The sequence below is a fragment of the Lentzea alba genome (assembly GCF_047445655.1).
GTDB classification, from domain to species: Bacteria; Actinomycetota; Actinomycetes; order Mycobacteriales; family Pseudonocardiaceae; genus Lentzea; species Lentzea alba_A.
In genome coordinates this window covers 424,839-449,525 of sequence record NZ_JAJAEG010000002.1, presented here as the reverse complement: position 1 = coordinate 449,525, position 24,687 = coordinate 424,839, and the positions used below count along the sequence as shown (strand labels likewise).

Here is a 24,687-nt window from a genome sequence, read left to right as displayed (position 1 = left end):
ACACATTAGTGGTGTCCGATTCACCGTCGGCGACGCACCAGAGCCGCGCGCTCGTACGCCAGCCGATGACGTTCGGCGCTCACGGCCCACGAGAAGTCCTTCGCACGTTGTTGCCCTGATGCGGCCAGCGACGAACGACGGGCGGGGTCGTCCAACAAGTCGGCGATCGCGGCTGCGATGTCCCCCGCTCCGACACCGCAATACGCGACCGCCTCACCACCGACTTCGGGCAACGACAGTCTTCGGGTGGTCAGCACGCAGGCGCCGCACGCCATCGCCTCCAGCACCGGCAGGCCGAAGCCCTCGCCGAGCGACGGGTAGGCGACCAGCTCCGCACCGCCGAGGAAACCGGCGAGCTGCTCGAACGGCAGGTAGCCCGCGCGGATCACGCGGATCCGGTGCGGCACCGAGTCCAGCGCCCGCTCGACCTGGCTGTCCCAGCCGGGCTGACCGGCGAGCACCAGCGCAGGCGGGTTCGCCCGTCCGACCATGGCCTGGGCGAATCCGCGGATCAGCGCCGGGACGTTCTTGCGCGGCTCCAGCGCGCCCAGGAACGCCACGTAGGGCATGTCTCCCAACGACAACGTGGTCCGCACCGCCGTGATCTCGTCCGGCGACGGCGGGTGGAACCGCTCGGTGTCGACGCCGTGCTGCGCGATGTGCAGCACACGCCGTTCGGCTCCGGCGACCCGTACGAGCTCGTCAGCCGTGGCCTGCGACGGCACCACGCACAGTTCCGCGCGCTTCAGCGAGGCACGCGTCCACGTGCGGAAGAAGCGCGCCTTGACCGACGAGTGCAGCACGGCGTCGGTGAAGAACGTGGCGTCGTGCAGCGTCACGACCGAAGCGGCCTTGCTGGCCAACGGGAGTGTGTAGTGCGGTGAGTGCACGACGTCGATGCCCAGTGTTCGCACCAGCCGCGGCAACGTCGTCTGCTCCCAGGCCAGGCGCGCTGTCCTGGTGGCGACGGCGTCCGCGGCCCGCACCACGCGGGCGTTCGGGGCGATCTTGGTGAACAGCTCCTCGTCGCGCGGCTGGCAGACGACCGACAGCTTGGCGCCGTCCGCATCCAGTGCCGCGACAAGCGAATCCACGTAACGGCCGACGCCACCACGGTCTGCGGGCACCGCGGTGGCGTCGATCAGCACGCTGGGTTCGACGGTCGACACGATCAGCAAGCGTAATGTCATTTGCGAAAGCGTTTAGCGGGAATGCGCTAATCAGGTCGTTACGCGTGTGTGTCCCAGACACCGCGCGCAGTCTTTTCCCAGGTGAACTCACTCGCGCGGGTGATCCCGGCCTCGACGGTGTGATGAGGATCCGCCAACACGGCCCGCAAACCTTCCGTCAACGAGGCCAGATCTCCGCGCCGCACGACGGTGCCCGTGCCGCCCGCGACCTCCACCAGAGCCGGGTCGTCGGAGTGCACGACCGGTACGCCCGCGGCCATCGCTTCGAGCACGGGCAGCCCGAATCCCTCGGCGAGGCTGGGGGCGGCGAGCACGGTCGCGCCGGCCAGCACGTCCGCCAGTCGTTGGTCGTCGGTTCGGCCGAGCAACGTCACGTGCGGGGCGCGCAGATCGACATCTCCCCAGCCCTGGGGGCCGATCACGACCAGCGGAACCTTGAGCCGTTCGGTCGCGCGGACCAGGAGGTCGAAGCCCTTGCGCGGCTCGATCGTGCCGATGGCCAGCACGTAGGTGCCGGGAAGATCGTCAGGCTTCTGGCCAACGAGCCGCGTCACGCCGTTCGGCACGACGTGGACCGGAACCTTGACGGGGACGAGGTTCTGCAGCTGGTCCGCGACGGCCTGCGTCGGCACGACCAGAGCGCGTGCTTGAGCCGCGGCCTTCGTGATGACCTTGCGGTGCCACGCGACGCCACGCGGCGTCAGGGTTTCGGGATGCGTCCACGGCACGACGTCGTGCACCGTCACGACCGCGCCCGGCAACGGGGCGAGCGGCGTCGGGGCGTGCACGTGCCGGCCGAGCTTCGGTGGCAGACCGCGTTCCCACAACGCCACCAGCGCGCGGCGCGGCACCTTGATCACGCGGTCGGCGTTCGCCGTTGCCGCGGTGGTGACGGTCCAGCTCTCCGGCGCGGTCTCCCGGAGAGCCTTGAGCAGCTCCGCCGTGTAGCGACCGGTACCGCCGGGGACCGGGGCGTTGAGTTGCTCGGTCAGCACTACTAGCTCGGGCACGTCGCGTACCGTCTCACGCCGTGTCGGCACTCAGCACCGTGGTGGTCGTGACGTGGCGCGGCCGTGACCACATCACGGCGTGCCTCGACGCCCTCGAAGCCCAGAAGAGTCCACATAGGACGATCGTCGTCGACAACGCCTCCGACGACGGCACAGCCTCGTTGATCAGCGGACATGAGGTCGTGCGGCTGCCGCGCAACCGCGGCTACGCGGGTGGGCTCGCCGTCGTGCTGGACCTCGTCGACACCCCGTACGTCGCGTGGCTCAACGACGACGCGGCGCCTGATCCGTCGTGGCTGACCGAGCTGGAGAACGCTCTCGAAGCCGATCCCGGCGCGGCCGCGGCGACCTCGTCGATCCTGCTGACGGACGGCTCGACGCAGTCCGTCGGGGTGGCGCTGACGGCGGACGGCTACGGCAAGGACGTCGTGCTGGCCGGGCGCGAGGTGTTCGGGTTCTGCGGCGGCGCGGCGTTGCTGCGAACGTCTGAGCTGCGGGCTGCTGGTGGCGTGCCGGCGGATTTCTTCTGCTACTACGAGGACACCGACACCGCCTGGCGGTTGCGGCTGGCGGGGCACCGCGTGATCTCGGTCGGACCGGCACGGGTGCGGCACCGGCACGGTGCCAGCACGCGGCCGGGTTCGGCGCTCTTCCACCGGTGGAACGAGCGCAACCGGCTGCTGATGCTGCTGCGGTGCGCGCCGTTGAGCGTGGCTGTGCGGGAGTTGGCGCGGTTTCTGGTGATCACGGCGTTGCTGCCGTTCCGCAAGGACGTGCCGCAGGCCGCGAACTTCCGGGTCGGACTGCGGTTGTGGGTGCTCGGCGAGGTGCTGCTCAGGCTGCCGGTGACGGTGATCCAGCGGCTGGTGATCGGGGCGCGCTCGAAGATCGCCCGCCGCACCGTGTGGCGCGACTGGGCCGGGCGCTGAAAGTCACAGACCGCCGTCGAGCCGCTGGGTCAGCGAGGTCCTGGTCTGCTTGTGGTTCGTCGCGGTAGGGATCACACCCTGCTGCACGACCTGAGTGATCTCCGCGTCATCCGCCTGCACCGGCATCGGCTGCGTCGGCATGGGCATCGGCTGTCCCGGCCGTTGCTGAGGTGGCCGCTGCTGCTGGGCCTGCTGCCCCATCTGGGCGGGCTGCAAGATCATCGTTGAGTCCGGGTCACGCCTCGGGTCCATCGCGTTGACCAGCGTGCGAGGGATCTGCTGCGTGTCGGACGCGTCCATCGGGGACGTCATGTTGTCCGGCGTCACGATGTTCCGCCCACGTGCGCGGGCGCGGGCGAGCATGGCGTCGGCCCGGTCGCGGGGGTCCATGTCGGATTTAGCTCCTTGCCGGGACCAGATCCCGTATGACGATCTGCTTCGTGTCAGAGTATTCCGTCGAACGGCTTGCTGTAACGCGGAGGAGGAAAAAGGTGCACGGCGTCGAAGCTGTGGTGCTGGTCGGGGGCAAGGGCACCCGTCTTCGCCCGCTGACCCTGTCCGCTCCCAAACCCATGCTCCCGACCGCGGGGGTGCCATTTTTGACGCACCTGTTGTCGCGGATCAAGGAGGTCGGGATCACCCACGTGGTGCTCGGGACCTCCTACAAGGCCGAGGTGTTCGAGGAGTACTTCGGCGACGGATCGAGGCTCGGGCTGGAGCTCGAGTACGTGGTCGAGGAAGTGCCGCTGGACACCGCGGGCGCCATTCGCAACGTCGCGGACAAGCTGCGCGAACCGGACGTGATGGTCTTCAACGGCGACATCCTGTCGGGCGTCGACCTGACGGGGATCGTGGACACGCACCGCAAGCACGAAGCGGACGTCACGCTGCACCTCGTGAAGGTCGCGGACCCCCGTGCGTTCGGTTGCGTGCCGACCGACGACGAGGGGCGCGTGCAGGCGTTCCTGGAGAAGACCGACAACCCGCCGACCGACCAGATCAACGCGGGTTGCTACGTGTTCCGCCGCGAGGTGATCGACGCGATCCCGGCCGGTCGCCCGGTGTCGGTGGAGCGCGAGACGTTCCCGGGGCTGTTGGAGGCCGGTAAGCGGCTGCAGGGTCACGTGGACGCGACGTACTGGCTCGACCTCGGCAAGCCTGAGGCGTTCGTGCAGGGCTCCGCTGACCTGGTGCGCGGTGTCGCGCCGTCGGCCGCGGTCGCTCAGCCCGGCGACTACCTGGTGCTGGAGGGCTCGTCGATCCATGAGGGCGCCACGGTTCGTGGTGGCTCGGCGGTCGGTGCGAACTGCACGGTCGCAGACGGCGCGGTGCTCGACGGCGCGATCCTGTTCGACGGCGCGGTCGTCGGCGAGAACGCGGTCGTGGAGCGGTCGATCGTCGGTGCCGGTGCGCTGGTCCAGTCCGGTGCGGTGCTGCGGGACGCGGTTGTGGGCGACTCGGCCGTGATCGGTGCGCGGTGCGAGCTGATCGGTGGAGCGCGGGTCTGGCCGGGCGTTGTGCTGCCCGAGGCCGGCGTGCGCTTCAGCACGGATGCCTAGCAGATCTTGGACACCACCGTTCCCCCTCGACCTGGGCGCGGTGCTCGGACCGCTGCGCCGCGGACCCGGTGATCCGTCCTTCTCCACGGAGGGCGGCATCTGGTTCGCGGCGAACACCCCGTGCGGTCCGGGAACTCTGCACGTTCGTCGTACCGATGTGATCGAAGCCGAAGCGTGGGGCGAGGGCGGGGTCTGGCTGCTGGACGGCCTGCCCGCCCTGCTCGGCGCGGACGACCCGCTGGACGAGTTCGTCGCCCACCACCCGATCGTCGCGGAAGCCCGTCGCCAACGGCCAGGGCTGCGGCTCGGGTCGACCGGACGCGTCTGGGACCTGCTGTTCGCCTCGATCCTGGAGCAGAAGGTCACCGGCAAGGAGGCGTTCCGGACGTGGCGCGAGCTGGGGCGCCGGTTCGGCACGGCGGCACCGGGGCCGTTGCCGCTGAAGGTTCCGCCCACGCCTTCTCGGCTGCTCGGCCTGCAGGACTGGGAATGGCACCAGTGCGGCCTCGACGGGGCGCGGCGGAGGACGTTGATCAACGCCGCCCAGGTGGCGCACCGGCTGGAGAAGGCCGCTGAGATGCGCAGCCGGGAGTTGCTGGAGAAGGTGCCCGGGATCGGCGTGTGGACGTCGGCCGAGGTGGCTCAACGGTCGTGGGGCGACCCGGACGCGGTCAGCGTCGGCGACTACCACGTGGCGAAGAACGTCGGCTGGGCGTTGACCGGCACGCCGACGGACGACGACGGGATGATGGAGCTGCTGGAGCCGTACAAGCCACAGCGCCACCGGGCCGTTCGCTACCTGGAGGCCGCGGGCATGCAGCGGCCGCGGCGAGCCCCGAGGTTCTCGCCGCGGGACTACCGCAAGTTCTAACGCAGACGCTGAAGGGCCGACTCGATCAGCGGATGCAGGTCGTCGACGTTGTCCGGCAACGAGTCCAGCGGCCACCACTGCAGGTCGACCGACTCGGCGCTCCTCACTGGTTGCGCGCCGACCGGAGCCCGCACCAGGAACCGCACGTCGAAGTGCCGCGTCGGCTTCCCGAGCGAGCACGTGATCGGGTGCACGTCGAGGTGGATCGGCGTCGGCTCGATCCGCAGCCCGCGCATGCCGGACTCCTCGGTGGCCTCGCGCAAGGCGGCGGCCGCCAGCGAGACGTCACCGGGCTCGCAGTGGCCGCCCAGCTGCAGCCACCGGCCCACGCGCGGGTGCAGCGTCAGCAGTGCATGCTCCGCTGTGGCGTCCAGGACCAACGCTGAGGCCGTGAGATGCCCAGGCTCGCAGGAACGCTGGCAGGCGTCCTCACGGGCCGCCAGAAAGCCCAGGTAGGCCTCCTTCAACGCGTCCTGTCCGACGAACCGGCTCAGCGTCGAGACCGCGTCGGCGTGCAGTGTCACAGCTCGATCAGCCCTTCCAGCGGTTCGCGGGGCGTCAGCGGTTCGGTCGGGTGCCCGATCGCCACCGCGCCCAGCGGTTCCCAGTCCTCCGGCACGCCCAGCACGGCGCGCACCACGTCGGCGCAGAAGATCGTCGACGACACCCAGCACGAGCCGAGCCCCTCGGCGGCCAGCGCGACCAGCAGACCCTGCACCGCGGCACCACCGGCGACTGTGAACATCGTCTTCTCGGCCTCTGACCTGCGCGGATCCGGGTAGCTGTGAGATCCGTCGCGCACCAGGAACGGCACCACGATCTCCGGCGCCTCCACCAGCAGGTCGCCGCGCTTGAGCCGCCGGGCGATCTGCTCGTCGGTGAACCCGTCACCGCGCAGGTCGGCGGTCCACTGCTCGCGCATGGCCTTCAGCAGCTCTTGGCGCTTCTCCCGCACCAGCACGAACCGCAGCGGCTTCGTGTGGTGCGGCGCGGGCGCGGTCAACGCGGCCCCGACAGCGCGTTTCACCACAGCGAGATCAACAGGCTCGTCCGAGTAGAACCGCACGGACCGCCGCATCAGCACGGCCTCGGCGCGGCCCTGGGCCAGCGCCTCCTCGGTGCCGAGCCGGAACAGGTCCTCGTCGGTCGGCCGGGTCAGGTCGCGGGCGGACGACCCGTCGTCCACCACGTCGAACCCGCGCAGCACCGCCACCGGCATCGCACCGAGCTTGCCCTTCACCAGGTCCGCGGCCGCCGCGATCTCGTCGGCGATCGCGATCTGGGTGACGACCAGCTCGTTGCCGTGCTCGTCGACCGAGCCGGCGTAGTCGTGCAGCACGCGGATGCCGGACGCGCCGATCGCGGCGTCGGTCTGGCCCATCCGCCACGCGCGGCCCATGGTGTCCGTGACGACCACGGCCACCTCGACGCCGAGCAGCCCCTTCAACGCGCTGCGCAGGGACGCCGCGGAGCCGTCCGGGTCGACGGGGAGCAGCGCGATCTCGTCGCCCGCCACGTTCGAGGCGTCGACGCCGGACGCGGCCTGCACGATGCCGAGCTTGTTCTCGGTGATCAGCGTGCGCATCTTGCGGGCGAGCACCCGCACCGACTCCGCGTCGACGTGCTCACGCCGGATCCGGTCCCGTTCCTCCGGGTCGGCCGGCACGCGCACGAGCCGTCCTTCCACTTTGGACAGCACCTTGGACGTGACGACCAGCACGTCGCCGTCGCGCAGCCAGGGCGCGGCCGCGGCGATCGCGCCCGCCAGATCGTCGCCGGGGCGAAATTCCGGCAGACCCGGTACCGGCAGCAGCTCCAGCGCCGCGGCGGCGTGGTCAGTCAACGTCCACCCCGGCCATTTCCAGCGCGACGCGGGCCATCTGCGCCGTGGCGTCCACATCGGACATCAGCAGCGGAACCGCGCGCACCGCGACACCGGGAACGTCCGCACGGTCGCCGGTGTGCACCAGCCACGCGTCGAGGATGCCCTCGTCAGAGCACTTGCGGGAGCCGTAGAGCCGCCCGACCGCCTCGGCGGAGGTCTCGACACCGATCGCGTCCAAACAAGCGTCGGCCATGCCGCGCAACGGTTTCCCGCCAATGATTGGCGACAGGCCGACGACGCCGGCGTCGGTCTTGCGCAGCGCCTCGGCCACGCCGGGAATGCCGAGAATCGTGCCGATGCTCACAACGGGGTTCGAGGGGGCCAGGATCACCGCGTCCGCCTCGGCGATCGCGTCCAGCACGCCGGGCCCGGCGGTGGCGTTCTCGGCACCCACGAACGCGAACGACTGCGCGGGCACACCGGCCCGGTGCTTCACCCACCACTCCTGGAAGTGGATCGCCTTCGGTTCGTCGTCGAGCTCGACGACGACGTGCGTCTCCACCCGGTCGTCCGTCATCGGCAGCAGCTTCACGCCCGGCTTCCACCGGTCGCACAGCGCCTCCGTGACGGCCGACAGCGGGTAGCCGGCGCGCAGCATTCTGGTGCGGATCAGGTGCGTGGCGATGTCGCGGTCGCCGAGCCCGAACCACGTCGGGTCGGCGTCGTACGCCATCAGCTCTTCCTTGACGGTCCACGACTCGTTCGCGCGGCCCCAGCCGCGTTCGGTGTCGATCCCGCCACCCAGCGTGTACATGCAGGTGTCGAGGTCGGGGCAGATGCGCAGCCCGTGCATCCACACGTCATCGCCGGTGTTCACCACCGCGGTGACGTCGGCTCCCAACGTCTTGAGCCCTTGCAGGAACTTCGCGCCGCCGACCCCGCCGACCAGTGCTACGACCTTCACGCCTTGCCATGCTTCCACAGCGCGTGCGCACGCCTAGAGGGAGCGCCAGAACATGAAGGTGCCGGCCCCGTAGCTCGCGACGGGGTAGTTGCCGCCGAGCAGCTCGAAGACGGCCTGGGCCAGCCCGAAGAACAGCGCGCTCACCTGGGAGAAGCCGATCAGCACGGCGAAGAGCACCAGCGGCGCCCACGGCCGGGCCTTCGCACCGAACTGCTGCGCCTGGTACGACATGAACGGCTCCAAAACACCCCAGCCGTCCAAACCGGGAATCGGCAGGATGTTCAACACGAACGCGAACACCTGCAACAAAGCCAGGTACGAAATCGCGGCGGCGAGCACGAGCGGCGGCGAGAACAGCGTGACGACCAACGCCAGCAGCACGCCGATCACCAGGTTGGTGACAGGTCCCGCGAGTGACACGAGTGACTCGATCTTCTTCGACCGCAACGCGTGGTGGTTGATCCACACCGCGCCGCCCGGCAACGGGATTCCGCCGAACACGAGCAGCACCAGCGGCAGCACGATGCTCAGCACCGGATCGGTGTAGCGTCGGATGTCGAGGGTCAGATATCCCTTGTCCCGCACGGAGAAGTCGCCGCCCTTGTAGGCGACGGCGGCGTGCCCGAACTCGTGCAGGCAGAGCGTCACCGCCCACCCGCCGAGTACGAAGAGGATGGTGCCGGAGATGGCGGCGACCTTGCCCTCCAGCAGCGTGAGGACGGCTCCGGCGGCCGTCACCGCGAGCAGGCCGAGGAACAGTGGACTGGGGCGCACCGCTGATCGCTTCACCCCACCAGTGTGGCGTGTCGGCTGGCGTGGTGGGCCGTTCGGGCACCTGTTGCGACAGGCGGATCACTGTCCGTGCGACCAGTCAAGGTTTTTGCGGCCATCCGCGCGAATATCCCCCGACGTGTGGACTCCACTTGACCCCCTGCTGTGACGCAGGTGTAATCACATCGGTGTCATTCGTCGTTGTGGGAGCGGCGACTGGCGTCCGCCAACCGGGGAGAGCGGAAGGCGAGGAGGCGGACGAAATGCAGGAATTCGAAGAAGATCACGTCGCGCAGCCGGTTGTACAGGGCGAGCTGTCGTACCTGTTCGACCCCGCCGACGAGCAAGATTGGCAGGAACGCGCCCTGTGCGCACAGACGGATCCCGAGGCGTTCTTCCCCGAAAAGGGTGGATCGACGCGGGAGGCCAAGCGCATCTGTCTGGGCTGCGAGGTGCGTTCGGAGTGCCTTGAGTACGCGCTCCAGCACGACGAACGCTTCGGCATCTGGGGCGGTCTCTCGGAGAGGGAACGCCGCAAGCTGAAGAAGCGAGCCGTCTGAAGTGTGATCTTTTTGCCTTAACTTGAGGGCGTGACAAGCCCTCACCCGAGGCTCCGGACCGCGCCGGTGCTGTGCGTCCTGGTCTGCCACGACGGCGACCAGTGGCTCAGCACGGCGCTGTCCGCGTTGCGGCGCCAGCGAATTCGCCCGAGGCACGTGATCGCGGTCGACACCGGATCCCACGACCGCACGCCGAAGGTGTTGGCGGAGGCGGAAGATCTGCTGGACGGAGTGCTGACCGTGCCTCGCGGCACCGGTTTCGGCACCGCTGTGCGCATCGCCGTCGAGCACGCCGTCGAACGGTGGGGCGACCCCGGCAAATGGCTGTGGTTGCTGCACGACGACAGCGCGCCCGAACCCGACTGCCTGGCCGCGTTGCTCACCGCGGCCGAGGTGTCGCCCTCGGCCGCCGTGCTGGGCCCGCTGTGCCTCGATTGGGTGGATTCTCGCCTGGTCGTAGAGGCAGGTTTGTCGACGGATTCTTCAGGACATCGACAGACGGGCCTCTCGTCCTCCGAGCATTCGGCTTCGTTCCAGCAGAGCACCGAGGTCCTCGCGGTGTCGTCGGCGGGTTCGTTGATCCGCCGCGAGGTCTGGCACGCGCTCGGCGGCTACGACGAAGCGATGCCGTTGCTGCGCGACGACGTCGACTTCGGCTGGCGCGCTAACCGCGCAGGTCATTTGGTCCTGTGCGTACCAGTCGCACGCATGCGACATGCGCGCGCCGCAACTAAAGGCGCACGTCGTTTGGACGCGGCCATGGCACGTCCTGGCCCCTCTTTTCGTGGCGTCGACCGCGCACACGGCATGCGCACATTCTTGGTCAATTGTTCAGGTTTCTCGTTCCTGATCGGACTTCCACGCCTGCTGCTGCTGTCTTTGCTGCGCGCTTTGGGATTCCTTCTCCTCCGACGTTTCGCCGACGCACACGCCGAAGTAGGGGCCGCCCGCTACCTCCTGACCCGAGGCCGCCTGCTCGAAGGCCGCCGCGCGCGCCGCGGTTCCGCCGTCGTCCGCGGCCTGTTCACCTCACGCCTGACCCGCTTCCGCAACGCACTCCGCGCCGGCGCGGCGTTCCTGATCCGTCGGCGTGTCGAGGCCGACGCGGCACTGGGCCGTTTGCCCGCCTCCGATGCCCGCTCGGCGTGGCTGGAACCGTCCGAAGTGGACTCCCGTCTGGTCGGCCCCTCTGCTCTGCCCGCCGGCGCCGCCCGCGGACGTCCTCGGGTCGCCGGCCTCCGCCGACCACCCGTTGTGGTGACAGTCGACGCGGCTCTGCCGGGGGCGCTACGTCCTTCGCCTCGGCCGCGCCCATCTCCAGGGCCTCGCCCGGACATGGTCTTCGTCGAAGTCGATCAGTGGCGAATGCTCCGGTCGCTGCTGCTGGCGCCGCCGGTCTGGTTGCTGCTGGGGCTGTCCTTGGTCGCTCTTGTGGCGAACTGGTCGCGGCTCGGCCTGGACCTCGCCGGCGGGCGCTTGCTGCCGGTCGGGTCTTTGGGCTCGGTCTGGTCGACGTATCTCGCGTCTTGGCATCCGGTCTTCGGCGGGACCGCGGCGCCGGCTCCCGCCGCGTTGGCCGTGCTCGGCCTGATCCCCGGCGGGCCTTCGTTCGCTGTCGCCTTGTTGTTGCTCGGCGATATCCCCCTCGCGGCGTTGTCGGCCTACATCGCGTCACGGGGCATGCGTGTGCGGCGCTCCGTGCGCGCGGTGGTGGCGGCGTTCTACGGCTTGCTTCCCGTGGCCACTACGGCCGTGGCCGAGGGTCGGCTGGACGTCGTCGTCGTCCACGTCGTGACCCCCGTGGTGTTCGCCGGCGTGTACGCGGTGTTGCGCGCGTCGTCCACGCACGCCTGGTTGCCGATGGCCTCCGGGACAGCCATCGGGGTTGCGGTGTTGGGCGCGTTCTCGCCGTTGACCCACGTTTTGGTGATCGTGGGGGCGCTGGGCGGGTTCATCGCGGTGTCCGGTGGGGCGCGGCGGATCGCGGCCTTGTTCGTCATCGTGTTGCTGCCGATGGCGTTGCTGTTGCCTTGGCCCGCTGTGCTGTTGCAGCACCCGGAGATGGTGTTGAACGGGCTCGGCGCGGTCTTCGAGTCTCCGCCGCCGAACCTGATCGTGTGCTCGGTGTTCGTGGCTGCCGCTTTTGCTGCCGCTGTGCTGCGACCGAGCTCGGCGATGTTGCCCGGGTTGTTCGTCGTCGTGCTGGCCATCGGGTCGTTGGCTGCTGTGGCTGCGGTGCGCGCGTGGCCCGGGACGCCGTTGGTGGTCTTGGCGTGGGGGCTCGTGTGTGTGGTGCTGGCCGGGTGTCAGCGTGGGGTGGCGCCCGGAGTTGCTGGTCAGGCGCGCGTGCGTCGGGCCGTGTACGTCGTTGGTGTTGTGACTCTTGTCAGCCTCGGGGTGGCCGGGTTTTTGGATCTTCGGTCTGGGCCGTTGCGGGCTGACGGCGGGGTGCAGCTCAACTCGTCGTTGACGGCCGAGTTGGAGCGGACCGGGCGGTCGGTGTTGATCCTCGGGTCGCCGGTGCGGCAGGTGGCTGGGCGGATGCCTGCGTTCGGGGACGACGATCTGGTGCCGACGGTGTCTTCGCCTGCTCGGTTGCGGCGGTGGAACTCGGCGTTGTTGGACGGGGCTGCGCCTGCTGTGAAGGTGGCGCTGGCTCAGGCTGCTTCGTCTGGGGTTTCGTTCGTTGTGTTGCCGTCGGAGGAGGTTGCATCGCGGGTTCGGGGGGCTGCGGGGGAGTTGGTGTCCGTTGCTCCGGGGGCTTCGGATGGGCGGCCGGTTTTGCGGCTGCGGTTGGCTGGGGACACCGGGGTGTTGTTGGCGCCGGAGTTGGCTCGGCGGGCTCGTACCGGTGGGGAGCCTCCCGTTGAGTTGGCTGCTGCTGGGGTTGCGCCGGTGAATGTTTCGTTGCCGGATGTGGCTGTTCGGGTTTCTGCTGGTGGGGAGGGGCGGGTTCTCGTTCTCGCCGCTGAGGACGAGCCTGGGTGGACTGTGTCTGTTGACGGGGCTCGGGTGCCTGTGGTTCGGGCTTGGGGGCATTTGGTCGGGGTGCCGCTGCCTGCGTCTGCTGCTGAGGTTCGGGTTGGGATGTCTGGGACGTTGAGGGACTTTTTGTTGTTGGGGCAGGCTGCGGCGGTGTTGTTCACGGTTTTGACTGCGGTTCCTGGGAGGCGGCGCGCGGCTGGGGTGTAGGGGCGCGCGGGTTGCGTAGGTCGTCCCCCTGGTGTGTTGGCGGGCGGCGAGTCACGTTCAGGGCTTTCGGGACCCCGCCAATCTGATCAAAGACCGGCCAGCGCCGCGGGCGCGGCAAACGATCGGGCACGACTCGTGACGGGACCACCCACCGGAACCGCACGGGAAAGCTTGCCTCGGCTTCGCCGTCGGGACGGCGCGGCTTCGCCATCGCGCGAGAGTGGCGTCTGCAAGTACCGCCAACTCATGATCGAAACGCCTCTGACCACCGCCAAATCGGGCTTGCCCGCTCGACTGGTGTGAGAGCCGCCACTCTGCGGATCGCCACCCAGCGGCTCTGCCCCCAGGCGTCCCTTGCCAACCCGTGGCCCGGCGACCCGGGCGTGCCCTGCCCACCCTGCGGATCCAGCGGACCCCGAAAGGCGAGTCAGCCCTCGTCGATCACGTCCGGGTCCAGGCCCAGGTAGTTGGCCACCTGCTCGACCAGCACGTCGTGCACCAGATCGGCCAAGTCGGCGCCGTCCTTCGCCCGAGCCTCCAGCGGGCGCCGGTACAGCACGATCCGAGCCCGGCTGTCGGTGGCGGCGGGCAGAAGGCGCGCGAGCGGGACGGAGCCGTCCTCGACCACGCCGTCCTCGCCTTCGACCTGCACGTCCGGGACGTCGTCCACGGCCACGTCGAGCTGGGTGAGCTCGGTGCGCCAGCGGGCCTCGATGGGTTCCAGGGCCTCGATGACCAGCGCGTCGAAGCGTTCGGCTCGGGAGCGGGCTGCTGGGAGCGTGGCTGGGTACAGCGGGCCGCGCAGGCCGCGGCCGTGTCGGTCGCGGTTGCGTCGGCGGGGCGAGTCTTGTCGCCGTGAACCCCGTGCCATCACCACAACCGAGCAGCCTAGTTGTTGCCGCGGGCGAGCAAACACAGCGTGCCTCACACACAGGTTCGTGTGGACGCGCTATCGTCCCCGATCGTGCGGAGCGTGAGACGGTGCTCGCGAACCGGGTGTGCTAACCCGGCTGTCGCCACGCTCACCTACGCCTATGCGGACTCCACCGCAGTCGTCGGACCGCTCGCCACGTACTCCGAACCGCACAGCTACGACCTGTGCGAGGAGCACGCGTTGCGGCTCACGGCGCCGCGCGGGTGGGAGGTCGTCAGGCATCAGGGTGAGTTCGCGGCGCCCGAGCCGAGTGTGGACGACCTGACGGCGTTGGCCGAGGCCGTGCGTGAGGCCGGGCGCGCTGATGTGACCCCGGTCGTGTCCGATGTGCCCATCGGCACGCACAGGCGCGGTCACCTGCGGGTATTGCCCGATCCGCACGAGGACTGAACGACCACACGCATCACTAATCCGCTCGCCGGTAGGCTGCCCAACCAGTGGCCGTCAAGAGCGAGTTTCCTGGGAGTGTGCGGCGTGCGTGACCTGTCCGGCATCGTCAAGGCGTACGACATCCGCGGGGTGGTCGGTGAGCAGCTGGACGCCGCCGTGGTTCGCGACTTCGGCGCAGCGTTCGCACGGTTGGTCGGTGGACCCGCGGTCGTGATCGGTCACGACATGCGCGACTCCTCGCCGGGGCTCTCCAGGGCCTTCGCCGAGGGGGTTCAGGCGCAGGGCGTGAACGTCATCAGCATCGGGCTCGCGAGCACGGACATGCTGTACTTCGCGTCCGGCAAGCTGGACCTGCCGGGTGCCATGTTCACCGCGAGCCACAACCCGGCGCAGTACAACGGCATCAAGCTGTGCCGTGCGGGCGCGTCGCCGGTCGGGCAGGACTCGGGTCTCGCGCAGATCCGCAGCGACGCGGAGAACCAGGTCCCGGATGCCGAAGGCGTCGAGCAGGGCACCTACGAAGAGCGCAACATGCTCGTCGACTACGCGGCGTACCTCAACGACCTGGTCGACCTGAAGGGCATCCGTCCGCTGAAGATCGTCGTGGACGCCGGCAACGGCATGGGTGGCTACACGGTTCCGCAGGTCTTCGAGGGCCTGCCGATCGAGGTCATCCCCATGTACTTCGAGCTCGACGGCAGCTTCCCGAACCACGAGGCGAACCCGCTCGACCCCAAGAACATCGTGGACCTGCAGGCCCGCACGAAGGCCGAGGGTGCGGACGCCGGTGTCGCGTTCGACGGTGACGCGGACCGCTGCTTCGTCGTCGACGAGAACGGCAACCCGGTCAGCCCCTCCGCGATCACGGCGCTGGTGGCCGTGCGCGAGCTGGCCAAGGACCCCGGCGGCACGATCATCCACAACCTGATCACCTCGCACGCCGTGCCGGAGATCGTCAAGGAGCACGGCGGCCAGCCCGTTCGCACGCGCGTTGGCCACTCGTTCATCAAGGAGGAGATGGCCAAGACCGGCGCCATCTTCGGTGGCGAGCACTCGGCGCACTACTACTTCCGCGACTTCTGGCGTGCGGACACCGGCATGCTGGCCGCACTGCACGTGCTGGCCGCGCTGGGTGAGCAGGCCGGGCCGCTGTCGAAGCTGACCGAGGTCTACAACCGCTACGCCGCCTCCGGGGAGATCAACTCGACCGTCGCCGACCAGGCCGGCCGGATCGCCGCCATCAAGGACGCGTACGGCTCCAAGGACGGCGTCACGATCGACGAGCTCGACGGTCTCACCGTGCAGCTGGCGGACGGGTCGTGGTTCAACCTGCGGGCCTCGAACACCGAGCCGTTGCTGCGCCTGAACGTCGAAGCCGCCACCCCCGAGGCCGTCGTCGCGCTCAGCGACGAGGTCCTCGCGATCGTGCGGGCCTGAGGGAGAGAACACCGTGGCCGTCAAGCTCGAAGAGCAGTTGCTGGAGATCCTCGCCTGCCCGTGCCCAGAGCACGCGCCGTTGCAGGTCGGGACGCCCGATGATCCTGAGGCGGACTTCCTCACGTGCACCGCGTGCGGCCGTTCGTTCCCGGTCCGCGACGGCATCCCGGTGCTGCTGCTGGACGAGGCGGTCGAGCCGCCCGCGGCTGGGTGATCCGGTGCTCGACGACACGCTGCTCGACGACCCGAGCCGCCTCGCCGACGCCGACACCGGTGGTTGGTTGAGGGCTGCCGCACGGGCGGGAGCGCAGGTTCGGTCCACCGCCGAGGCCGCGGCCGAGGCGGGGGTCGAGCGGATCTTCTCCGAACGCCCCCGCGCGGTCGTGCTGGTCACCCGGCCCGGCCACGCGGTCGCCGTCGCCAACGTCGTCGTGGCGTTGCTCGGCTCGGGCTGTTCGGTGCCCGTGGTGGTGTCCGACGAGGTGCCGCCGTGGGTCGGCGCGCTCGACGTGGTGCTCGCGCACACCGAGGACCCCGGCGACCGGGTGCTGGCCGAGTCGATCGACCGCGCTTCACGCCGTGGCGCGCGCACTCTGGTGACCGCGCCGGACTCCGGTCCGGTCGCCGCGGCCGCCGCGGGGCAGGCGATCCTGCTCTCGCCACGGGTCGAGGTGCCGCCGGGCTTCAGCTTCCACCGCGCGCTCGCCGCGTGGCTGGTGGTGCTGAACTCGCTGGGGCTGCTCAAGGTCGATGTCGGACTGGTCGCGGACGAGCTCGACCGCGAGGCCGAGCGCGACCACCCGATGCACGAGTCGTTCGTGAACCCGGCGAAGTCGCTCGCGCTGCGCGTGGCCGACCGCACGCCGCTGCTGTGGGGCCTCGACGAGGTCGCCACGTCGGTGGGCGTGCACGGGGCCGGCGTGCTGGCGACGTTCGCCGGAGTGGCGAGCGATGTGGCCGGGTATCCGCAGGCACTGACCCGTTCGGTGCTGCACCGCCGCGCGGTCCAGGGGACTTCCGGTGCAGATCTGTTCGCGGACCCGGACGACGAGCCGGGCAGTGGACTTGTGCGCGTGCTCTTGCTGGCCGTGCGCCAGGGCCCGGTGGCCGATGCTGTGCGGCACGCCGCCGAGGACGCCCTGCCAGGAGCCGACGTGCTGGAGCCGGCCGTCGAGGTGGCGGGAGGCGACGCGGTCAGTGCCGCGCTTCTCGCCCTCCGCTTCGAACTGGCCGCGCTGTATCTCGGGCTCGCCGCCGGAACGCTCGGCGGCAACCCGTACTGATTTGGGAGCTGAGTAGAGAAGTGGACCTGCTGCACAACGCGGTAAGGCCGTACGCGTGGGGCTCACGCACGGCCATCGCCGAGCTGCTCGGGAAGGAGGTGCCCGCACCCCATCCCGAGGCCGAACTGTGGATGGGCGCCCACCCCGGCGACCCGTCCCGCGTGACCGGAGCGGACGGCGTGGAGCGCTCGTTGCTCGAACTGCTGTCCCAGGACCCCGACGGCCAGCTGGGCACGCGCGTGTCCGAGCGGTGGGGCAGCAGGCTTCCGTTCCTGCTCAAGGTGCTCGCCGCCGAGGAGGCGCTGAGCCTGCAGGCGCACCCGTCCGCCGAACAGGCGGCCCAGGGCTTCGCTCTGGAAGAGGCCGCCGGTGTGCCGCGTGACGCCGCGGTGCGCAACTACAAGGACCCGGCCGCCAAGCCGGAACTGATCTGCGCACTGACCGAGTTCCACGCGCTGGCGGGCTTCCGCGAGCCGTCCCGGACCGTCGCGTTGCTGCGCACGCTGGACGCGCCCGCTCTCTCGCCGTACACCGAAATGCTGGTGGCACAGCCGGATTCCTCGGGCCTGCGCGCGTTGTTCACGATGCTGATCACGCTGCCGCAGACGTCGTTGTCGGTGCTGCTGCCGCAGGTGCTGGACGCGTGCGTGCTGCACGTGAAGGAGCACGGCGAGTTCGACCTGGAGTGCCGCACGATCCTGGAGCTGGGCGAGTCCTACCCCGGCGACGCGGGCGTGCTGGCCGCGTTGCTGCTGAACCGCATCGTGCTGCAGCCCGGCGAGGCGATCCACCTGCCCGCCGGCAACCTGCACGCGTACCTGCGGGGTACGGGCATCGAAATCTTGGCGAACTCGGACAACGTCCTGCGCTGCGGCCTCACGCCCAAGCACGTCGACGTGCCCGAACTGCTGCGAGTGCTCGACTTCACGTGCGGCGACATGCCGGTGTCGACGGGCGAGGAGGTCTCGCCGGGCGTCCGCGTCTACCGCACACCCGCACCGGAGTTCGAACTCTCCAGGTTGGACCTGGTCAACGAGACGCGCATCAACCACGACGGCCCGCAGATCCTGATCTGCACCGCCGGCGCCGCTCTGTTGACGAACGCCCGCGGCGAGGAGCTGCGCCTGGTCCGCGGCCAGTCCGTGTGGCTGCCCGCGTCGGACCCGGCGGTGCTCGTCCGCCCGGATGGTGTTGAATCCGCCCAACTTTTCCGCGCGACAGCGGGAACGGACTAAGGTTCCGACCGGACAAAGCAGACTTATTTTGGCCGGGACGGGCTAGCAAGGAGACATGGCGTGTCAGCAGGGGGCGGAACCAAGGCAATCGTCGCGGCATTGGTGGCGAACGCCGGTATCGCGGTGGCCAAGTTCGTCGGATTCTTGATCACCGGCTCGTCGTCGATGCTGGCCGAGTCGGTGCACTCGGTGGCGGACACGTCGAACCAGGGCCTGCTGCTGCTGGGCCAGAAAACGGCGCAGCGCAGGGCGACCAAGCTGCACCCGTTCGGCTACGGCCGCGACCGCTACTTCTGGTCGTTCGTGGTGGCACTGCTGCTGTTCAGCCTCGGCTCGGTGTTCGCCCTGTACGAGGGCATCCACAAGCTGCAGCACCCCGAGGGGCTGACCAGCCCACTGGTCGCGGTCGGCATCCTCGTGGTCGCCATCGGCCTGGAGACCTACAGCTTCATCACCGCGATCAGCGAGTCGAAGAAGATCAAGGGCGACGCCAGCTGGTGGGGCTTCATCCGCAACTCCCGCACGCCGGAGCTGCCGGTCGTGCTGCTGGAGGACCTGGGCGCGCTCGTCGGTCTGGTGCTCGCGCTGGCCGGCGTGGGTCTCACCATGATCACGGGCAACCCGGTCTTCGACGCGCTCGGCACGGTCTGCATCGGTGTGCTGCTCGGCATCATCGCGGTGATCCTGATCATCGAGATGAAGTCGCTGCTGATCGGTGAGGGCGCGTCCGACAAGGACCTCGATGTGATCATCGACGAGCTGGCCGCCGGGAAGGTGCAGCGGGTCATCCACATCAAGACGCAGTACATCGGTCCTGAGGAGATGCTGGTCGCGGCCAAGATCGCGCTGGAGCCGCAGTTGCCGTTGGATCAGGTGGCTCAGGCGATCAACGATGCTGAGCAGCGGGTGCGGAACAAGGTGCCGCATGCTCGGTTGATCTACTTGGAGCCGGATTTGGACCGGACCACGGTCAGCAGCTCCTGAGTTTGATCTGCTTTTAGGCCGTCCCGGTGGTTGCTGGGGCGGCCTTTTGGCGTCTTTTGGGCAGGTTGTGGTCCCGTTGCGGGCGGGTCGGTTTGCGTGCGACCGTGCCAGTTCCAGCGGAGGGGTTGCCTGGCGTGCGGGTGGTCGCCTTGCGTGGGTGGTTGCTCAGGTCCTTAGACGGGCTTTGGTTGCGTCATCGCCGCTTCGCGACGATTGCGATTGGGGCTTGACTTCGGGGCCCTTACGAGGCGCTGGTCGGCCTTAAAAGCCGGGCATGTAAAGCGCCCGGCCGATCCGAAACGGTAGCGCCTCGAACCCAAAGTCAAGCCCCAATCGCCGTCGTGCGTGGTTGCGTTGACACCGGACCTCACCATTACCGGTACCCATGCGGGCATTAGGCCTTTACGGGCTCGCTTCGCTTCGCGACGGCAGGCGTCCGTTACACGGCATGGCAGTTAGTGCCGTGCCCCTAGAAAGCGTGGATCAGATTTCGTCTGGGTCTGCGGTCTGGGTCCAGCCACTTCGGCGGAGTGAAGATCGGTATGCCGTTGGCCATTTTCACCGTCCAGCCGCTGTGGTGGATCAGCCGGTGGTGGTGGCGGCAGAGCAGCACGCCGTTGTCGACGGAGGTGGCGCCGCCGTCGGCCCAATGCTGGATGTGGTGGGCGTCGCAGTGCTTCGGGTGCCGGTCGCAGCCGGGGAACGCGCAGCCTCGGTCTCTTGTGACCAGGAGTCGGCGGATTCCGGCAGTGAAGGTGCGGGCCTTGCGGCCGACGTCCAGCGGCTGCGACTGCGTGCCCAGCACCAGCGGGATGATGCCCGCACTGCAGGCGAGCTGGCGGACCTGATCGGCCGAGACGCGTTCGCGGGTGTCCAGCGTCGCGGCGCCGACCTGGGCCGCGAGGTCGTCGTAGCGCATGGTCAGCGTGAGAGTGACCGGCTCGCCGCCGTGTTCGGGCATCTGGTCGGCGCGCAGCATCAGGTCGATCAGCTCAGCGAACGCGTCGCCTTGGCGTTGCGTGCGGGTACGCGGGTCTGGGCCTTCCCCCGGCGTGGTCGGACGGGGCTTGGCCAGCGGGTCGATCAGCGCCTCGAACTTCGCGCCGGTGATCTTGTCCAACGTTCCCGAGACCTTCAGCAGGTCGCCCCGCCAGTCCAGCGTGAGGTCGTTGACCTGCGGTGCGGGATCGGAGTCGCGCGGCTCGGGATCGTCCTGGTAGAGCCGGTAGGCCAGCTCCCTGCCGAACGACCGCACCGCACTCGGCTCATGCTCACGGGCGAAATCCACCACCGAGGCTTCGGCTTCGGCGGGCAGCTTCTTCATGACCTCGGCGACCACCTTGACGTGCTCGACCGACAACGCGCCCTCGGCCGCCGCGGACGCGGTGGCAGGGAGTTTCGGAGCGAGCTCGGCGCCGGTAGGCGTGATCTCGGCGCTCAGCAACGCCGCGTTCTCGACCCATTGCTTGGCAACAGTCCGATCCCACCGCACGGCATGCTTCAACACATACGGCAGATCCTTATAACCAAGCTCGGATGCGGCGCCTCGCCGATCCAATTCGGCGATCATCTCCATCAACTCGTGCTCGCCAGCACGGATCTCCATCGCTTTACCGACGATACGCCGGAGCACATCGTCAGTGGAGAGAAGCGCGAGACCGTCGATCACGTGTTCTAATCTACCGCAAGATCACGATTAGATTACGCGTAAAGCGACACACGATCGGATGAATCGACCGAGCCCGCCCGCTAGTGGCAAAGGCGAAGCCGAGCCCGAAAAGGCCTAATACCCGACCGGGTACCGGTAATGGTGAGGTCCGGATGTCAACGCAACCACGCACGACGGCGATTAGGGCTTGACTTTGGATTCGAGGCGCTACCGTGTTCGGATCGGCCGGGCGCTTTATCTGCCCGGCTTTTACAGGCCGACCAGCGCCTCGTAAGGGCCCCGAAGTCAAGCCCCAATCGCAATCGTCGCGCAGCGGCGATGAAATGACCCGGCCCGTCTAAGGACCCGCCCAGCCACGCACGCAAGGCGACCGCCCGCACGCAACGGGACCACCAGGCCACCGCGCCCATTCGAGACAAGATCTCCGTACAACCCCCGTACAGAGCTGTAGGGATCCCGCATGCTGGATACCTCTAGGGTGGGCCGAATAGGTACATCAAGGAGGTATGCACCGTGCCGGGGAACGGGTTGTGGCGCACCAAGTCGATCGAGCAGTCGATCGCTGACACGGACGAGCCGGACACCAAGCTCCGCAAGGACCTGACGGCCTGGGACCTCACGGTCTTCGGTGTCGCGGTCGTGATCGGTGCCGGCATCTTCACGCTCACCGCGAGTACCGCGGGCAACATCGCAGGCCCGTCGGTGAGCCTGTCGTTCGTGCTGGCGGCGATCGCTTGTGCGCTGGCGGCGCTGTGCTACGCCGAGTTCGCCTCGACGGTGCCGGTTGCGGGTAGCGCGTACACGTTCTCCTACGCCACGTTCGGTGAGTTCGCCGCGTGGATCATCGGCTGGGACCTGGTGCTGGAGTTCGCGGTCGGGTCGGCGGCGGTGGCCAAGGGGTGGTCGGCGTACCTGCAGACCACGCTCGGGTTGATGGGTATCGAGGCCAAGACCGAGGTTGCGGTCGGCAGTTTCAAGTTCGACTGGGGTGCGGTGCTGCTGGTCGCGGTGCTGACGGTGCTCCTCGTGGTCGGCACGAAGCTGAGCTCGCGGGTCAGTGCGGTCATCACGGCCATCAAGGTCGCGGTGGTGCTGCTGGTGATCGTGCTCGGCATCAGCTACATCAAGGCCGAGAACTACAGCCCGTTCATCCCGCCGGCCGCGGAGAGCGGTCCGGCTGCGCACACGGGTATCGAGCAGTCGCTGTTCTCGTTGATCACCGGGTACTCGGGCAGCACGTACGGCGTGCTCGGCATGCTGGCGGCGGCGAGCATCGTGTTCTTCGCGTTCATCGGGTTCGACGTCGTGGCGACCACGGCGGAGGAGACGAAGAACCCGCAGAAGGCTGTTCCCAGGGGCATTCTCGGTTCGCTCGCGATCGTCACCGTGCTGTACGTCGCCGTCACGCTGGTGATCACCGGCATGGTGCCGTACACGAAGCTCGCGACCCAGCCGGACGGCACGCGCGCGACGCTCGCCAGTGCGTTCGCGGACAACGGGGTCGACTGGGCGGCGACGGTGATCTCGGTCGGTGCGCTCGCCGGTCTCACCACCGTCGTCATGGTGCTCATGCTCGGCCAGAGCCGGGTGCTGTTCGCGATGTCGCGGGACGGGCTGCTGCCGCGCAACCTCGCGAAGACCGGTAGCCACGGCACGCCGACGCGCATCACGATCATCATCGGTGTGCTGGTCGCGGTCGCCGCGGGCTTCTTCCCGGCAGGCAAGCTCGAAGAGATGGTGAACGTCGGCACGCTGTTCGCGTTCATCCTCGTCTCGGCGGGCGTGATGGTGCTGCGCAAGACGCGGCTGGACCTCTCGCGCGGGTTCAAGGTGCCGCTCGTGCCGTTGGTGCCGATTCTCGCGATCCTCGCCTGCCTGTGGCTGATGTTGAACCTGACCGCGCTCACCTGGGTCCGGTTCCTCATCTGGATGGCGCTCGGCGTGGTCGTCTACTTCGTCTACAGCCGGCGCAACTCGGTGCTCGGCAAGACCGGTCACGGTGCGGTCGAGAACGAGCCCGTGATCAAGCGCGGCGAAGAACCAGGGCACTAGACATCGGACCTCTTCTCCTCCAAGCTCATGGTGCCGCCATGAGCTTGGAGGAGGAATCCGATGCTCCACGCGCTGGTCGCAGCGCTGCTGGCGGTGCTGCCTTTGGCTGGTCCCGGCACGAATCATGCGACAGACGATCCGTTCACGTCACCCCGCACGCAGTGGTTCCAGGACGCGCGGTTCGGCATGTTCATCCACTTCGGTGGCTACTCACAGCTCGAAGGTGAGTACAAGAGGTCCGATGGCTCGATCTGTCAGGACGCCGAGTGGATCATGAACAAGTGCAAGGTCCCGACCGCCGACTACGAGCGGCTGGTCAAGCAGTTCAACCCCGCGCAGTTCTCGGCCAAGGCCATCGTCGACACGGCGAAGGCGGCGGGGCAGAAGTACATCGTCATCACGTCGAAGCACCACGACGGCTACGCGATGTGGCCCACGAAGGTCAACAAGTGGAGCCTGCGCGACCACTCGGCGTTCGACAAGAAGCGCGACGTGCTGGCCGAGCTCAAGGCCGAGGCCGATCGTCAGGGCATCAAGTTCGGGCTCTACTACTCGACCTGGGACTGGCACGACCCGGACGCCCGCAGCACCCAGAACTTCCAGCGCTACAAGGCACGCATGCGCGCCCAGCTCGTCGAGCTGATCGACAACTACGACCCGGCGCTGCTGTGGTTCGACGGCGACTGGGACACCAACAACCCGCCGAACCCCTGGACCAAGCAGGACGGCGCGGACCTGGAGGCCTTCCTCAAGGCCAAGGACCCGGACCTGCTCATCAACAACCGGATCTCCAAGCGCGCGCCGGGCGTGAAGGAACGCCGGGTCGTCGACGGCGACTTCGGCACGCCGGAGCAGACCTTCCCGTCCGCGCCGATCGACGGCCAGCTCTGGGAGTCCTGCATGACGATCCCGACGAAGTGGGGATACGCCAAGTGGGACAAGAACTTGAAGAGCGCCACCACGCTGACCCGCAACCTGGTCGACATCGCGAGCCGCAGCGGCAACTACCTGCTCAACGTCGGCCCGGACAAGCTCGGCCGCATCCCTGCCGGCGAGTCGGATCGCTTGCGCGCCATGGGTTCCTGGCTCGCGCAGCACGGTGACGCGGTCTACGGCGCGGGTGCCGCGAGTTGGGTCGCCGACCCGGCCTGGGGAGCCGTGTCGCGCAAGGGCGACAAGCTCTACCTGAGCGTCTACGACTGGTCGAACTCCTTGCACCTCAAGGTTCTCGAACAGTTCGACGTCCTCAACGCCCGCGTCCTGAACAGCCCGCAGGCCGTCACGGTCACGAAGGCCGGCGACGGCTACGACGTGAAACCCAGTGGTGCCAAGACGAACGACGTCGCCACGGTGATCGAGCTGACCGTCAAGGGCGAACAGGCGGCACCCAAAGGCACGGGCAACGGCCTGAACGCGCAGTACTTCCCGACGAACAACTGGACCGGCACGCCGACCTCGCGAGTCGAGCCGACGCTGAACTTCGCCTGGCGGTTCGACGGCTCACCGGCCACGAACATCAAGGCGGACAACTTCTCCGCGCGCTGGACCGGGTTCGTGCAGCCGAGGTTCAGCGACACCTACACCTTCCTCGCGGTCTCCGACGAGATCGCGAAGGTGTGGGTCGACGGCAAGCTCGTCATCGACGCGTCCGCCGCCCACCAGGCCCGCATCGACAAGGCCACCATCGCCTTGCAGGCCGGGAAGAAGCACGCGATCAAGGTCGAGTTCGCGGAGCAGACCGGCGAGGCCCACTTCAAGCTCCTGTGGTCTTCGGCGAACCAAAACCAGCAGGTTGTCCCCAAGGAACAGCTCTACACCAACTAACCTGCGGA

22 protein-coding genes are annotated in these 24,687 nt (G+C 68.6%); 13 read left to right on the top strand and 9 right to left on the bottom strand.

The window, feature by feature from the left end; genetic code table 11:
• Positions 1 to 20: 20 nt before the first annotated feature.
• Together LFM09_RS05100 and LFM09_RS05095 are read right to left on the bottom strand one after the other, a co-directional pair.
• Positions 21 to 1,148, bottom strand: a complete 1,128-nt coding sequence (locus tag LFM09_RS05100) for a glycosyltransferase family 4 protein (RefSeq protein WP_414095160.1) — start codon at positions 1,146 to 1,148, stop codon at positions 21 to 23.
• Between the two features lie 80 nt (positions 1,149 to 1,228).
• On the bottom strand, positions 1,229 to 2,200 hold the full coding sequence (locus tag LFM09_RS05095) for a glycosyltransferase family 4 protein (RefSeq protein WP_414095071.1): 972 nt from the start codon (positions 2,198 to 2,200) through the stop codon (positions 1,229 to 1,231).
• A 20-nt stretch (positions 2,201 to 2,220) separates the two neighbouring features.
• Between LFM09_RS05095 and LFM09_RS05090 the strand changes: the two genes are divergently transcribed.
• Entirely contained in the window at positions 2,221 to 3,129 is a 909-nt protein-coding gene (locus LFM09_RS05090; protein WP_414095070.1) for a glycosyltransferase family 2 protein, read from the top strand.
• Between the two features lie 3 nt (positions 3,130 to 3,132).
• On the opposite strand, the gene LFM09_RS05085 is transcribed toward LFM09_RS05090, so the two are convergent.
• Positions 3,133 to 3,519, bottom strand: a complete 387-nt coding sequence (locus LFM09_RS05085) for a hypothetical protein (RefSeq protein WP_414095069.1) — start codon at positions 3,517 to 3,519, stop codon at positions 3,133 to 3,135.
• Between the two features lie 101 nt (positions 3,520 to 3,620).
• On the opposite strand from LFM09_RS05085, the gene LFM09_RS05080 reads away from it, so the two are divergent.
• Together LFM09_RS05080 and LFM09_RS05075 are read left to right on the top strand one after the other, a co-directional pair.
• Positions 3,621 to 4,688 carry a sugar phosphate nucleotidyltransferase gene (locus tag LFM09_RS05080; protein ID WP_414095068.1) on the top strand — a complete coding sequence of 356 codons (1,068 nt, stop codon included), beginning with the start codon at positions 3,621 to 3,623 and terminating at the stop codon, positions 4,686 to 4,688.
• Positions 4,681 to 5,559 carry a DNA-3-methyladenine glycosylase family protein gene (locus LFM09_RS05075; protein ID WP_414095067.1) on the top strand — a complete coding sequence of 293 codons (879 nt, stop codon included), beginning with the start codon at positions 4,681 to 4,683 and terminating at the stop codon, positions 5,557 to 5,559. The genes LFM09_RS05080 and LFM09_RS05075 overlap by 8 nt, the downstream gene beginning before the upstream one ends.
• Here LFM09_RS05075 and LFM09_RS05070 read toward each other — a convergent pair.
• From LFM09_RS05070 to LFM09_RS05055, 4 genes are read right to left on the bottom strand one after another with little or no spacing between them, the layout of a single operon-like run.
• Complete coding sequence (locus tag LFM09_RS05070) at positions 5,556 to 6,083, bottom strand: NUDIX hydrolase (protein ID WP_414095066.1); 528 nt, start codon at positions 6,081 to 6,083, stop codon at positions 5,556 to 5,558. The genes LFM09_RS05075 and LFM09_RS05070 overlap by 4 nt on opposite strands.
• Positions 6,080 to 7,402: a coenzyme F420-0:L-glutamate ligase gene (locus tag LFM09_RS05065; RefSeq protein WP_414095065.1), complete on the bottom strand. Its 1,323-nt coding sequence runs from the start codon at positions 7,400 to 7,402 to the stop codon at positions 6,080 to 6,082. Before LFM09_RS05065 ends, LFM09_RS05070 begins: the two co-directional genes overlap by 4 nt.
• Positions 7,395 to 8,348: a 2-phospho-L-lactate transferase gene (gene cofD / locus LFM09_RS05060; RefSeq protein ID WP_414095064.1), complete on the bottom strand. Its 954-nt coding sequence runs from the start codon at positions 8,346 to 8,348 to the stop codon at positions 7,395 to 7,397. The genes LFM09_RS05065 and cofD overlap by 8 nt, the downstream gene beginning before the upstream one ends.
• Positions 8,349 to 8,381: 33 nt before the next feature.
• Complete coding sequence (locus tag LFM09_RS05055; protein ID WP_414095063.1) at positions 8,382 to 9,137, bottom strand: site-2 protease family protein; 756 nt, start codon at positions 9,135 to 9,137, stop codon at positions 8,382 to 8,384.
• 245 nt (positions 9,138 to 9,382) lie between these two features.
• On the opposite strand from LFM09_RS05055, the gene LFM09_RS05050 reads away from it, so the two are divergent.
• On the top strand, positions 9,383 to 9,679 hold the full coding sequence (locus LFM09_RS05050) for a WhiB family transcriptional regulator (RefSeq protein ID WP_045315329.1): 297 nt from the start codon (positions 9,383 to 9,385) through the stop codon (positions 9,677 to 9,679).
• Positions 9,680 to 9,709: 30 nt separating this feature from the next.
• On the top strand, positions 9,710 to 12,871 hold the full coding sequence (locus LFM09_RS05045; RefSeq protein WP_414095062.1) for a glycosyltransferase: 3,162 nt from the start codon (positions 9,710 to 9,712) through the stop codon (positions 12,869 to 12,871).
• 427 nt (positions 12,872 to 13,298) lie between these two features.
• On the opposite strand, the gene LFM09_RS05040 is transcribed toward LFM09_RS05045, so the two are convergent.
• A complete protein-coding gene (locus tag LFM09_RS05040; protein WP_414095061.1) occupies positions 13,299 to 13,742 on the bottom strand; it encodes a metallopeptidase family protein in 444 nt (147 codons plus the stop codon).
• 93 nt (positions 13,743 to 13,835) lie between these two features.
• On the opposite strand from LFM09_RS05040, the gene LFM09_RS05035 reads away from it, so the two are divergent.
• The 6 genes from LFM09_RS05035 (at position 13,836) to LFM09_RS05010 (ending at position 19,134) form a co-directional block, all read left to right on the top strand.
• A complete protein-coding gene (locus LFM09_RS05035) occupies positions 13,836 to 14,195 on the top strand; it encodes a DUF3499 domain-containing protein (protein WP_414095060.1) in 360 nt (119 codons plus the stop codon).
• An 84-nt stretch (positions 14,196 to 14,279) separates the two neighbouring features.
• Entirely contained in the window at positions 14,280 to 15,632 is a 1,353-nt protein-coding gene (locus tag LFM09_RS05030) for a phosphomannomutase/phosphoglucomutase (RefSeq protein WP_414095059.1), read from the top strand.
• Between the two features lie 13 nt (positions 15,633 to 15,645).
• A complete protein-coding gene (locus tag LFM09_RS05025; RefSeq protein WP_414095058.1) occupies positions 15,646 to 15,846 on the top strand; it encodes a Trm112 family protein in 201 nt (66 codons plus the stop codon).
• 4 nt (positions 15,847 to 15,850) lie between these two features.
• Positions 15,851 to 16,915: a hypothetical protein gene (locus LFM09_RS05020; RefSeq protein WP_414095057.1), complete on the top strand. Its 1,065-nt coding sequence runs from the start codon at positions 15,851 to 15,853 to the stop codon at positions 16,913 to 16,915.
• 20 nt (positions 16,916 to 16,935) lie between these two features.
• Positions 16,936 to 18,150, top strand: a complete 1,215-nt coding sequence (gene manA / locus LFM09_RS05015) for a mannose-6-phosphate isomerase, class I (protein ID WP_414095056.1) — start codon at positions 16,936 to 16,938, stop codon at positions 18,148 to 18,150.
• Positions 18,151 to 18,210: 60 nt separating this feature from the next.
• Complete coding sequence (locus LFM09_RS05010; RefSeq protein WP_414095055.1) at positions 18,211 to 19,134, top strand: cation diffusion facilitator family transporter; 924 nt, start codon at positions 18,211 to 18,213, stop codon at positions 19,132 to 19,134.
• A 469-nt stretch (positions 19,135 to 19,603) separates the two neighbouring features.
• Here LFM09_RS05010 and LFM09_RS05005 read toward each other — a convergent pair whose 3' ends face one another.
• Positions 19,604 to 20,740, bottom strand: coding sequence for a DUF222 domain-containing protein (locus LFM09_RS05005; protein WP_414095054.1), 1,137 nt, complete (start codon positions 20,738 to 20,740; stop codon positions 19,604 to 19,606).
• A 576-nt stretch (positions 20,741 to 21,316) separates the two neighbouring features.
• Here LFM09_RS05005 and LFM09_RS05000 point away from each other — a divergent pair.
• Both LFM09_RS05000 and LFM09_RS04995 read left to right on the top strand, forming a co-directional pair.
• Positions 21,317 to 22,855, top strand: a complete 1,539-nt coding sequence (locus tag LFM09_RS05000) for an amino acid permease (protein ID WP_414095053.1) — start codon at positions 21,317 to 21,319, stop codon at positions 22,853 to 22,855.
• A gap of 60 nt (positions 22,856 to 22,915) precedes the next feature.
• Positions 22,916 to 24,679 carry an alpha-L-fucosidase gene (locus LFM09_RS04995; protein WP_414095052.1) on the top strand — a complete coding sequence of 588 codons (1,764 nt, stop codon included), beginning with the start codon at positions 22,916 to 22,918 and terminating at the stop codon, positions 24,677 to 24,679.
• The last annotated feature ends 8 nt before the right edge of the window (positions 24,680 to 24,687 follow it).